11 protein-coding genes are annotated in these 12,649 nt (G+C 45.0%); 3 read left to right on the top strand and 8 right to left on the bottom strand.

The window, feature by feature from the left end; translation table 11 throughout:
* Positions 1-77: 77 nt before the first annotated feature.
* The gene (locus AB0L18_RS18260; protein WP_367388749.1) at positions 78-1,025 is read right to left on the bottom strand and encodes an alpha/beta fold hydrolase; all 948 of its coding nucleotides are present in this window, start codon (positions 1,023-1,025) and stop codon (positions 78-80) included.
* Positions 1,026-1,269: 244 nt separating this feature from the next.
* Between AB0L18_RS18260 and fabG the strand changes: the two genes are divergently transcribed.
* A complete protein-coding gene (gene fabG, locus AB0L18_RS18255) occupies positions 1,270-2,010 on the top strand; it encodes a 3-oxoacyl-ACP reductase FabG (protein ID WP_367388748.1) in 741 nt (246 codons plus the stop codon).
* 9 nt (positions 2,011-2,019) lie between these two features.
* A complete protein-coding gene (locus tag AB0L18_RS18250; protein ID WP_367388747.1) occupies positions 2,020-3,423 on the top strand; it encodes a hypothetical protein in 1,404 nt (467 codons plus the stop codon).
* A 311-nt stretch (positions 3,424-3,734) separates the two neighbouring features.
* Here the strand turns inward: AB0L18_RS18250 and cysM are convergent, their stop codons facing one another.
* A complete protein-coding gene (gene cysM, locus AB0L18_RS18245) occupies positions 3,735-4,616 on the bottom strand; it encodes a cysteine synthase CysM (RefSeq protein WP_367388746.1) in 882 nt (293 codons plus the stop codon).
* A 299-nt stretch (positions 4,617-4,915) separates the two neighbouring features.
* On the opposite strand from cysM, the gene AB0L18_RS18240 reads away from it, so the two are divergent.
* Entirely contained in the window at positions 4,916-7,303 is a 2,388-nt protein-coding gene (locus tag AB0L18_RS18240) for an outer membrane beta-barrel protein (protein ID WP_367388745.1), read from the top strand.
* Positions 7,304-7,478: 175 nt separating this feature from the next.
* On the opposite strand, the gene AB0L18_RS18235 is transcribed toward AB0L18_RS18240, so the two are convergent.
* The 6 genes from AB0L18_RS18235 to kdsA form a co-directional block, all read right to left on the bottom strand.
* A complete protein-coding gene (locus AB0L18_RS18235; protein WP_367388744.1) occupies positions 7,479-8,258 on the bottom strand; it encodes a serine O-acetyltransferase in 780 nt (259 codons plus the stop codon).
* A 138-nt stretch (positions 8,259-8,396) separates the two neighbouring features.
* Positions 8,397-8,816 (bottom strand): DoxX family protein, encoded by a 420-nt coding sequence (locus AB0L18_RS18230; protein ID WP_367388743.1) that lies wholly within the window; start codon positions 8,814-8,816, stop codon positions 8,397-8,399.
* Positions 8,817-8,860: 44 nt separating this feature from the next.
* Positions 8,861-10,426 (bottom strand): NAD(P)/FAD-dependent oxidoreductase, encoded by a 1,566-nt coding sequence (locus AB0L18_RS18225; protein WP_367388742.1) that lies wholly within the window; start codon positions 10,424-10,426, stop codon positions 8,861-8,863.
* An 81-nt stretch (positions 10,427-10,507) separates the two neighbouring features.
* A complete protein-coding gene (locus AB0L18_RS18220) occupies positions 10,508-10,957 on the bottom strand; it encodes a hypothetical protein (RefSeq protein WP_367388741.1) in 450 nt (149 codons plus the stop codon).
* A 133-nt stretch (positions 10,958-11,090) separates the two neighbouring features.
* Positions 11,091-11,510: a hypothetical protein gene (locus tag AB0L18_RS18215; protein WP_367388740.1), complete on the bottom strand. Its 420-nt coding sequence runs from the start codon at positions 11,508-11,510 to the stop codon at positions 11,091-11,093.
* Positions 11,511-11,638: 128 nt separating this feature from the next.
* The gene (kdsA, locus tag AB0L18_RS18210; protein ID WP_367393165.1) at positions 11,639-12,439 is read right to left on the bottom strand and encodes a 3-deoxy-8-phosphooctulonate synthase; all 801 of its coding nucleotides are present in this window, start codon (positions 12,437-12,439) and stop codon (positions 11,639-11,641) included.
* Between the last annotated feature and the right edge of the window lie 210 nt (positions 12,440-12,649).

Genomic DNA, 12,649 nt, shown 5'->3' with positions numbered 1-12,649 from the left:
CAAACAAACACAATCAACTAATAATCAATTATTTAATCTTCAATAAAGTAGCATTGACTTTATGGTATTCATTGGTGCTATTTATTACTAAAGACCGTTATCAAATGATTCAATGCCGCGGCTTGCTCCCATTGAACAAAGTGTCCGGCCGCAGGTAAGATCGACAGTTTAGCGTGTTGAAATTGCTGAACACCCGCCTCTGCAACCTCCTTTACAGAGAGCCCCGGGTGTAGAAAACGATTCGGAATCAAAGCGTCTTCTTCGCCGAAAACGACCAAGGTTGGCAACAAAATTTCAGACAGTCGATCAAAGACAGGTTCAGCCAGCATGGCATTCACGCATTGGGGAATCATCTCACAATAGGCTTCATAAGCTGGTGATGCTTTCAATTCCATCCGATCGTCGATCATAAAACGGGCATCCTCGGGCATCTGGTGAAAATTTATTTCAAAATTCCGCACGATCTGGGCATCAGGCGTTGCTTTGACAACCATTGGGGTCACGTAGGTCGCAAACCACTGCTGTTGCTCTTCGGTAAAAGTTTCAAAACCAGCCGGGGCCACCAGTACCAGACCACTGATATTTTCCGTACCAGCCAACACGGTATGCATGGCAATTTGCCCACCCATGCTATGCCCTACAAGGGTCACCTCCTCCAATGCCAATGCTGCAATAAAAGCCCTGAGCGTTGCCGCAAAAAAATGCATGCTGTAAGGCTGCTTACTTTCATCAGACTTGCCATAACCAGGAAGATCCAGAGCGATACAACGGTGCGTAAGTTTTAAACTATCAATATTCTTGTACCACGCTTGCAAATTACTCCCCAGCCCATGTACAAATAACAACACTGGGCCTTGGCCTTCCTCCACATAGGCTACTTGAAGGCTATCTTGAAGGGTAACTTTCTTTACCGGATAGGCATATTTCCAACTTTCCATAGAAGTATCTTTAGTGATTAACGCCTGTCCAGCGAGCGAAAAGGACAGGCAAATAAGCAGGAAAAAAACAGGAAGGCGATTACGCATAAAAGTCATTTTATTAGGGTAAATAAATTGTTTTCCATATAAAATTAGGCTAATCCAACATAAGCAAAATCAAAAACTAAAAGTCAATACACGATTAATAGCATTATAAACAACTATTTATCAATGATTTAAAAACAAAGTCAACAAATAAATAAACTAAAGTCAATGCAAAAAATTACTTTGCAGCATAGAAGGCCTTCCCTCACAGCACCTAAATTTGAGAAACTACAAAACAGAATCACTTATGCGTTTACAAGATAGAGTAGCCATCATTACTGGCGGTGCGCAAGGAATAGGCAAAGCTACTACCCTGAAATTTGTGGAAGAAGGTGCCAAAGTAGCTATTTGGGATATCAATGCCGAAAAAGGACAAGCTTTCGCTGAATCTTTACAAAAAGAAGGGCATAGCGTACGTTTTTTTCAAGTCAACACCGTCGACGCCCAAGCTGTTGAAGCGACTGCGAAGGCGGTCTACGAAACCTTTGGACGAATCGATATTCTGATCAACAACGCAGGCATTACCAGAGATGCTACTTTGCAAAAAACAACGCCTGAGCAGTGGCAGCAGGTTTTAGATGTCAACCTCACTGGCGTATTCAATTGCACGCAGGCCGTCTACCCCTACATGAAAGAAGCTGCTTACGGACGTATAGTCAACGCGTCTTCAGTAGTGGGTATCCAAGGCAATTTTGGGCAAAGCAATTATGTAGCCACCAAAGCGGCAGTCATTGGCCTGACCAAGGTATGGGCACGTGAATTTGGGCGTCGCGGCGTGACGGTCAATGCCGTAGCACCTGGCTTCATTGCTACCGAAATGGTCAACACGATCCCTGAAAATATCCTCGACGGGTTTCGGGCGAAGACCCCTCTCAACCGCCTTGGTACACCAGCAGAAGTTGCAAATCTCTATGCTTTTCTAGCTTCAGAAGAAGCGTCCTTTATCACCGGAGCTACCTACAGTGTCGATGGTGGCGTAAGAATATAAACCATTTTCATGCGGAGCAAACTCAGCAAATTCACGGCCTTTACCAACACGTTGCTGCCTCACGAGACACAGTACCTGCTCTCTGTGCAACGCTTTGAAGACGAAGAACGTCTGCTGATTTTGCACCGTATTGATCACAATGCTCACCACATCGACCAATTCACGGAATACGATCTGAGCATTGATAAAAGAAAATACAATCACCTCCAAAACTGGATAGAAGACCGCTTACGCAGCACCGACATTGACGAACAGTTGAAGTGGATGCTCACGACCGAGCAACAAATCCTTACGGACTGCATCCTCATTGAGCAAGAGAAACGCTTGCTCAAACTGATTCGCTCCGACCAGCAGCCTGTTTACTTCAATACCTTTTATGAATTGGCCGAGCACTACCGTCAGTTCTTACTCATCAGGCTCCGTTACCACGACCATCAACTGGTCGATGACTACCTCCAACGCCACCGGGAAGCCTACCAATTGGCCAAAGAAGTACACGAGCAGCTCCACCAAGCCACCTTGGACATCGTTGGACAATACGATGGCCAGCAAGCGGAATCGCGACAATGGGAAAAATGGCTAACGGAAGTTTTTCACAACGAACAATTGGATTGGCACTTGCGGTATCTGGCCCTTTTGCGCCTGACCTTTCTGTGCTACAATTATCGTAAGTATGACTTATTAAGAGAAAAATTCGCCTATCTGGAACAACAATTCCTATCGGGTACTTACTACTCGCGGCGACACTTACTCAATTATTACAACACCCAACTCATGCTCCACTCCCACTACCGAGAGTATGATCAAGCAGTTTACTTTGGCTACCTGAGTATTCGTGCCCAAAACCACGACTACCCACTGTATGTCAATAACTTGTGCGCTGTACTTTTGCGTTTAAAACGCAACGAAGAAGCCCTGGAACTCATGAAAAAGGCAGCTCCAGCGGTAAAAAAAACCACCAATTTTCACAATCGTATTGGCTTCGTAGCTTTCTATATGGAAGCACTCAACAAAAATGGTCTCTACCAAAATGCAGAAAGCTACGGCAATATTTTCCTTCGGGCCTACGCCAAAGAAGTGCTGAGATACCGCTGGCATTTATTCTTTTCCGTTTATCTGGAATCGTTGCTGCAGCAGGAAAAGTACGATAAGGTTTTAAAAACGGAACACAAATATCGATTACTGCAAAGGGATAAAAAGTACGAAAACAACGCCAACTATCAGGCCACTATTCCTTTGTTTATCGGCTTGGCCCAACTCAAAGAAGGCCACCTCAAAAAAGAAGAATTTGCGGAAACCATCCAGTCGCTCACGGCCAGATACAGTGCAGAGGAGCAAAAGCTCAGCAATCTAAAAAAACTCATCAAGCAAATTGTGGAATGGGCACCGGGGTTGAAGTACCTTATCAAGTAGAACAAAAAAGAGGCTTATTCAAATAAAAAACACTATTGCTTTTAATTGGGTTTTATTTTCAGTATCTTTACCCCAGTTACAGGTAATATGACAACTATCTGTACCAATCAGAGGTCAACACCCCTGCTGTCAACAGGGATAATCGAAGGTTTTATTTTGCGTATGCTGGCTGTTTCTGGTAAAGAAGCAGATGATAGCGCACGCCCTTAACGGTCGTTTGACCAAGGGGCGGTTTGGCGGATCGGACAGATGGGTGGGACCCTCCCACAAGCGGGTCGTCTGCCAACTTCTCTCCTCCACTCTTCCTCTCCTTAAGCAAAAATCCCACTCGACAGGTACCGATCTCCTCGATCACACACAATGCATACAATCAGGCCTTCTTCCAAGGTCTCGGCCAACTTTGCCGCGGCGGCTACTGCTCCCCCACTACTCATACCCCCAAAGATAGCTTCTTCTTGTGCCAGACGTCTCATCGTCAACTGGGCCTCTTCCTCGCTTACATCAATGATTTGATCTACCCGTTCTGGCTCGTAAATAGCAGGCAGAAACTCCGGTGACCAGCGGCGTATACCCGGAATACTCGAACCTTCCGTTGGTTGTACGCCCACAATCTTGATATTGGAATCTTGCTCTTTCAAATAGCGGGAGGTTCCCATGATGGTTCCCGTAGTGCCCATACTACTGACAAAATGAGTGACTTGGCCTGCCGTGTCGCGCCAAATTTCGGGCCCTGTCGAATGGTAGTGCGCGCGCCAATTATCGTTGTTAGCAAATTGATTAAGCATCAGATAATCACTCCCTTGCGCCAGTTCTTCCGCATATTCACGGCTGTATTCTATTGTCTTTTCCGCGGGGGTCAGGATCACTTGAGCACCATAAGCCTCCATCGTTTGTACCCGCTCAACGGTAGAGTTTTCGGGCATAACCAAGGTAATGGGAATACCAAATACCCGGGCAATCATGGCCAAAGCAATCCCCGTATTTCCACTCGTAGCTTCTACCAAACGCATCCCATCACGGAGCTCTCCGCGATCGAGTGCCCCCTTGATCATTCCGTAGGCCGCACGATCCTTAACACTCCCTCCAGGGTTTTGCCCTTCAAGTTTTCCAAACACCCGTACACCCGGTTTTTGAATAATCGAGGTGATCTCTACCAAAGGAGTCTTACCTATTAAATCAATAATTTTCGCCATAAAAGGAGTAGCTTTTTTGAACCCGCGAATCCCTTCGGGGTAATATTATTATCCGTTGCAACCAAATATAAAGTGCCTTTGTCTTTGCACTCAGTCACCTACTCGCTAGAGTAGTACTGTGCATTTAAACAACCAAAATCAAGGTTCAGAATAACCATTCATCCATTTTTTTCCTCCTTTCGGCGGAATTAATAGTGGTCGGTGAACCTTGGTCGCATCTTTGTTATGTATTCATTGACGCCCGGACCTACTAAATAGTTTACCTGACACTTAATAATTCTGATTGAAAACCGACTGTTATGATGTATTATACTCGACTTTGTGGCCTATTCGTCACAAGCCTTTTTAGCTTTTCCCTCTTTGCCCAATCTGGTAATGTTAGTGGACAAATCCTTAACCAAGACGGAAAAGCGGCAGAATTTGTCAACGTTCTGCTACTCAACGCCTCCGATTCTACCCTCGTAAAGATGGAGCTTTCTGAGGAAAATGGAAGTTATGAATTTCGCGCACTCGAAGAAGGCGAATATTTGGTAAAAATTACTGGCATTGGCTATAATGACTACTTTACCACTTCTTTCCCCTTGGCGAACAAGGAACGTAAGGTTTTGCCGGTCATCACGATGGAAGTCATGGCTACTGTACTTGATGCCGTAGAAGTTGTTGCGAGAAAGCCCCTGCTGGAGCAACAAGCAGGTAAACTTGTTGTAAATGTTGACCAAAACATTACAGGGCAAGGTGGTAGTGTTACTGATCTATTGAAGAAGGTTCCCGGCCTGGTTGTGGTCAATGATCGTGTTTCAATGGCAGGACGCAGTGGGGTCACCATTCTTATCGATGGGCGCCCTACAAAGTACATGGATATTCAATCGGTCCTCAACGAGATGCCCGCCAACAATATTGCAAAAATCGAAGTGATCACCCAACCCGGTGCAGCCTACGATGCAGAAGGAACTGGCGGTATTATCAACATTATCCTCAAGAAAAATGCCCTTTACGGAACAAACGGGAGTGTAACCGCTGGTTTTGGTTACGGTGAGCTCGCTAAATACCAGATCGGCACCAACCTCAATCACCGTACTGGCCCCTGGAACCTTACTTTCGCTACTGGCTACAATAACCGTACCTGGATTGAGCGTCTCGACCTTACCCGTATCCTCGAAGACCGCACTTACGTGCAAAACAATTACGAACCGGGCAACCCACACTCCCTCTACCTGAATATGGGCGCAGATTACGACATCAACGCCAACCATCGGGTGGGTATCTCTGTCAATTCCTATCGGAGTGACAATGATCGCACCAGCGAAAACAGTACGATTATCTTCAGTAATGAGGGTAATGAGTTGGATAAATTCACGACGCGCAACATGCAGGATCGTTATTGGCGCTCCTACACCAGTGATGCCTTCTACCGCTGGCAAATAGATACCATTGGTCAAGAACTCAACTTTGACATCAATCTCGCTGATTACCGCCGGGAGGTGACAGATATGCTAATGACTACAGGTGAAAACTTCGATGATCGTCAGAATCAAACCCCTGCCAGCACCCGCATCTATGCCACTCAGCTCGACTACAAACTTCCTCTTAATGAGCAAATGCGTTTTGAAGCGGGTGCTAAACTGAGTGCTACCCGCCTGGATAATGAATTGATCGCCACCGTAAGACTTAATGACGAGTGGGTAAACGATGCCCTATTATCCAATAAATTCAACTACGAGGAAGATATCTATGCTGCTTACATCAATCTTTCTTATACCAAAGGAGAATACGATGCGAATATTGGCTTACGCTACGAGGATTCTCAAGCTACCGGCTACAGTGCTACGCTCGACAGCACAATCAACCTGAACATTGCTAAATTCTTTCCTAGCATCAGCTTAACGACGCCATTTATTGGCCCATTGGGTACCAGTATTTCCTATAGCTACCGTATTGAGCGGCCTGGTTATTTCGACCTTAACCCTTTTATTAGCTACCTCGATCCACTAACTTACTCCAGGGGCAATCCGTTCTTAGTACCAGAACTTACCCATACCGGGCAATTCTCCTTAACCTACGAAAAGCAGCCTTTCTTTAACTTATCGTACGACTACACCAAGAATGTGCTCACCGAAGTTATCGAACAAAACGACGAAACAGGGGAAGCTTTTCAAACCGATATCAATCTGGACAAATATATTCGCTACGGCGGAAGTTTATTTTTCCCGCTTGATTTCATCGCTAAACCGATTTCTGGATACGGCGGATTCATGCTTTTTTACCACGATTATCAAGCAGAATATCTCAACGCAGAATACCTCCAAAACCAGTGGACAACCAATGCTTTCCTACAAGTCAACGTCAGTCTACCCAGAGACTGGAAATTGGAAGCTACTGGCTGGATACAAGGATCAGGCTTGGATGGGATCATACGTCATGAAACTTTCTATGGTTTAGACGCGGGTATCCAGAAAAAATTCTTTGACAATAAACTACGCGTTCAGTTGAGTGTAGACGGTATCGTTCAAAAGTTTTTTGAAGGCAGAGTAGATTACGCCAACCTCAACTTCGATTTGACCAGCAGCTGGGAGGCTCCTGTTTTCAACACACGTATTACCTATAACTTTGGTAACCAAAGCCTAAAAGGTCGCGAGAAGCGGGAATCCTCTTCAGATACCGAACGTAATCGCGTGAATGGGAATTAAGCATATTGCTGTTCAATCTGGCAGTAAATTAGGTTGCGCGTGGCTTTAGCCCGCAACGAGTTCTCTCCGTACTACAAGTGCGGACTGAAGCCCGCGCAACCTGGCTAAGTGCACTTTACAAGTAGCAATTTAGCCTGTCAAGAAAGCGCTAAAAACCGTCACCTCTATCTCGTTTTTATTCGCGGTAGTAGACCCGGTCTCCAGGAGCTACGCTTTTGACAATCCAGGTATTGCCTCCAATGACAGCTCCTTCCCCAATCACCGTATCTCCGCCCAGAATGGTTGCGCCGGCGTAGATCACGACATTGTCACAAATGGTGGGATGACGCTTGGTCTTGGCCAGGTCTTTTTTCACACTCAATGCGCCCAGGGTTACGCCTTGGTAAATCTTTACATCTCTCCCAATATCTACGGTTTCACCAATGACGATGCCGGTACCATGGTCAATACAAAACCGCTCCCCAATTTTTGCGGAAGGATGGATATCTACCCCAGTGAGGGTGTGAGCGTGTTCGGAGAGTATCCGCGGAATCAGTGGCACCCCTAATTGAAAAAACTCGTGGGCCAACCGATACACTGCTATCGCGTAAAAGCCGGGGTAAGTTCGAATTACTTCTCTCAGGCTATTTGCTGCAGGGTCGCCCGCCAAAATGGCCTGCGCATCAGCCTCTAAGAGACGATGCACATGTGGGAGCACTTCCATAAATGCTTCCTCAATTTCGGTTGGGGGAGACACCAAATCTTCTTCTAAAATCTCAAGAATACCGAACAGGCGGTGCCTTACGATAGAAAACTCATGTTCAAAAGTCCGTTGCGACGGAAACCGCTGTTTAGCCAACTCTGGAAAGAGGAGGCCCAATAAATTGTCCAACCAAGTACATACCGCTTCGGAAGAAGGCACCCGCGAAGTAGAAGCATGAAGTTGGTAAAGCTGTTGGAGGAATTGCTGGTCCATGGGATCATAAGTAATTTGACGGAAACAACTTATTCCGTCACTAATTAAAGCTTACCCTATAAACGAGTTAGCTAAGAAAAAAGATGTCTTTTTATTAACCCGCGTTTTCATTTTGATCACAACGCAACTCAACTATGCTTAGACGTTTCTAACCCTGGAGGTAGCAAACAGACGCTTAATACTGTATTTCCCTACGCCATTGGCAAAAACCATCATCAAACCTCCAATGATGGCCATATTTTTCATAAAGTGTATCCCTTCTATTCGATGCTGAGGATCCGGCATGTTCCAAAAATCATGTACTATAAAGGTAACCGGCACCCAATAGAGCAGCAGCAGAAAGGTCCCTAATTTAGCCCGGTAACCGGTTAGTATAGAAGTAGCACCGAGGATCAGACAAAAAATTGCTCCGTAAAGGAGAAAATCCTGGCGCCAGGTCAAGCCATAGTTGGTCATCAATACCTTTGTATCCTTGAAGAACTTTATCGAGTCATACGCTTCATAGAAAAAGATAAAGGACAAAAACAGGCGTCCTAACAAATCAAAAATGTGTTTCATATTGACGATAGTAGGAAGTTGAGGATAAGCTAAAATAGCTTATGCTAACTATTTTTTTGATAAAATTGGGCGACTGCCCGTGCCACATTTTGGCCATCCATGGCCGCTGAAATGATTCCTCCGGCATAACCAGCACCTTCTCCACAAGGGAAAAGACCACTTGTCTGTTCGTGCATGTAAGTTTCCCTGGAGCGCGGAATTTTGACCGGCGAGCTGGTTCGGCTTTCCGTACCGATCACCGTAGCCTCCTCGGTGTAATACCCCTTCATTTTACGACCAAACATCTGCACACCTTCCTGTAATCTTTGATAAATCCCTTTGGGTAATAAATCATGGACAGGTGCAGCATAAAGTCCCGGAATATAAGAACTCCCCGGAAGGCTCGAAGAAACTTTTTTCTGTACAAAATCAGTCAACCGCGCCGAAGGAGCTTGCTGACCACCCGTTCCGTATTGAAAAAACTTCTTCTCAACCGCTTCCTGAAACGCCAGGCCAGCAAATACACCATGATCAGCAAAAGGAGCTAAATCTTCCATCTCAACAGCAACCACTGTCCCGGAGTTGGCATAAGGAGAATCTCGCCGACTCATACTCATTCCATTAACCACCAACTCACCTGGTGCCGTGGCCGCAGGCACCACCAAACCACCGGGGCACATACAAAAACTGAATACCCCACGGTTTTTCACCTGGCAAGCCAAGCGATAGCTAGAAGCGGGAAGATTATGATCCCTTTGGGGCTGGCCATACTGGATCTTATCAATTAAAGGTTGGGGGTGTTCAATGCGCACACCTAATGCGAAAGGCTTCGCTTCGATATAAATACCTCGTTGATGAAGTAGATGAAAAATATCGCGTGCAGAATGCCCCGTTGCTAAAATCACCGCTTTTGCACGTAGTTCTTCCTGATCATTCACTACCACTCCCTTCAGCACTCCGTCTTCAAGAATAAAGTCAGTTACGTGGTTTTCAAAACGCACTTCGCCACCGTAGTGAATAATTGTTTCTCTAATGTTAGCAACAATATTAGGAAGTTTATTGGAACCAATATGCGGATGGGCATCCACTAAAATATCGCTGGTTGCACCGTGTTCAACAAAAAGTCGCAGTGCTTTTTCTATGTTCCCTCTTTTGTGAGAGCGCGTGTATAGTTTACCGTCGGAGTAAGTACCAGCGCCACCTTCGCCAAAACAATAATTGGAATGAGGATTGACTTCGCCAAACTGTTGAATAGCTCGGAGGTCTCTGCGGCGAGCCCGTACATCTTTGCCTCGCTCAAGAATTATTGGTTTGAGACCACACTCAATTAACTCAAGTGCTGCAAACATCCCTGCAGGTCCTGCTCCAACAATAATTACTTCTGGAGCCTGGTCTACCATTTGCAACTGGTCGAGCAGCGCCGGTTCGCCTTCAAATGCTTCATTGACGTAGGCTTCGACGCGCAAAAGAAAAAGCGGTTGGCGTGCTCTGGCATCCACACTTCGACGAACGACTCTGAAGCTTTTCAAATCTTTATCCGCACATCGCAGTTGCTTTAACAAACGTGCACGCAAGACATCTTCCTGATGAAGCTCGGAAGGCAGCAATTTTACTTCTATTATCTTAGGCATGTTCGGTATTTATCCGAAAAATTGGTTCTCTAGCCACTTTGATGCTCAGAGAATGAAAAATCAGTCACAGCACAAAAATAATTATTCTTGACTTTCTTCCTCTTCTTTTTTCCGCATCCAGCTTTCGCTTTCTGGCATCTTTATGTATTCAGAAGGTAAAAACACCTTTACTCTTACGATTTCATAACATTCTTCCCCTCTTGATTGAATGGGTGCTCTTCTAGACTGGTAGGAGTCAATTGTAAGCACACCATTTTGAACGGTATCAATGACTTCCCACCTTTTATTTTCTTCAATGAAGAATTTCATTATCCCTTTGGTAGCATTATAAACGGTGATCTCAGAGGTAACCATTATCTGATTACCCGCCCAGTTTTCTACCTCGAAGGGATCAACCAAATCAAAGTTGATCTGTTCAACAGAATCTACCGGAAAAACCCAGTGAAGACGATCATGAATTTGGGCAACTGCCACATTGTGCAGAACAACAAAGAGACCGACAACAAGGGCTAAAGCTCGAAGATTTTTCATATATCAAGTTCATAAAACAAGAATTGGTAGCAGAGATAAGCACCAACTTCCGTTGAATAAAAACAATGTGGGTTACCTCCCTTTCTTGGAAGATAACCCACAGCAAAGAACGTCTTTGTACCGTAAATTGTTATTAAAATCCAGCGGCGGACGTACTGTTTTCGATGTTTACGCGCACATTCTCTGGAACAAATACGACGTAAGTGATATTTTCGGCTAGCGTTTGCCCGTTTACGGACACTTCGCGACTTAAGCCAGGGACTGAGATCAAGTATTGATCATTTTCTAATTGTCCCTTCAAGTTATAACGGCCTGCTTGTGCCAATGAGCGCAGCATAGTATCAGAGCCTCTTTCGAGCCCTACAGTCATCTGGATTCGGGCAATTGACTGATTCCAAGTCTGGACTTCCACGGCGCCTTCAAATTGCAACACCGTTTCTTGAGCTCCTTGTAAATTAAAAGAACGCACAAAGGTTTTTTCCACGGTTTGGGCAAAAAGGCCCGCCGCAGTCACCAATAACAACGCGACAAGAGTGGTACGGGATCCTTTCATAATAAGTGTAGTTTGATCAAAAACAAGCGGGGAAACATACCCTGCTAATCGATGTATAATATACTGGTTTTATACCAGAAAAACAACATTAAGCCAAATAAAAGACCAAATAAATACGATGAATCGGTTTATTTTATGGCCGAACGTATAACAACCAGTTGTTCCAACAGGCCTTCCAATTGTGCTAAAGGCAACATATTTGCGCCATCACTTTTTGCTTTAGCAGGCTCGGGATGTGTTTCTATGAACAAACCATCTACCCCAACCGCAATACCAGCACGAGCGACTGCTCCAATTAATGCAGGTTGCCCACCTGTTACACCGCTAGCCTGATTGGGCTGTTGCAAAGAATGCGTACAATCCAGTACCACCGTTGCGCCAAACGATTGCATCGTTGGAATTCCTCTGAAGTCAATGACCAAATCTTGGTAACCAAAAGTAGTCCCTCTTTCGGTCAGGATTACTTTCTCATTGCCACTCTCGAGTACCTTGTCCTGCGCAAAACGCATCGCATCGGGGCTCAAAAATTGTCCTTTTTTGACATTAACGACTTTTCCCGTTTCTGCAGCAGCTACCAATAAGCTGGTCTGCCGACAAAGAAAAGCAGGTATTTGCAAGATGTCCACATAAGCTGCAGCTAATGCCGCTTCTTCTTCCGTATGGATATCTGTCGTTACAGGTACACCAAATTCTTCCCGAACTTTTTGCAAAATTTTTAGTGCCTTTTCATCGCCAATTCCCGTAAAAGAATCTAAGCGTGAACGGTTAGCTTTGCGATAAGAACCCTTAAAAATATAAGGAATCTCCAAACGGTTACACAAGGCAGAAACCTCTTTTGCAATAGACAGTGCCATCTCTTCACCCTCAATAGCACAAGGTCCTGCGATGAGGAAAAAATTTCCTGTTGAAAGATGCTTTAAATGAGGTATTAGGGATAAATCCATGTTAGTTATTATTTATTAAGCCCTAAAGATAAGCGGAAAATTATCCCCCAACACACCTTAGTATTCGAGCTAAAATAAGATGATCCAATTTGTTTCAAGGCTTAGTAAGAAAAAGAACGCAACCTGTCTGCTCGCCGCAAGGCAGGCAGGCTTCCATTTCAGTCAGTTGCTTATCTTTTTTTACCAAACCCAAAT

Source organism: Lewinella sp. LCG006 (genome assembly GCF_040784935.1).
Lineage (GTDB): Bacteria > Bacteroidota > Bacteroidia > Chitinophagales > Saprospiraceae > Lewinella.
Note: the sequence above shows the minus strand (reverse complement) of the source record. Positions and strands in the feature narration are given on the sequence as shown.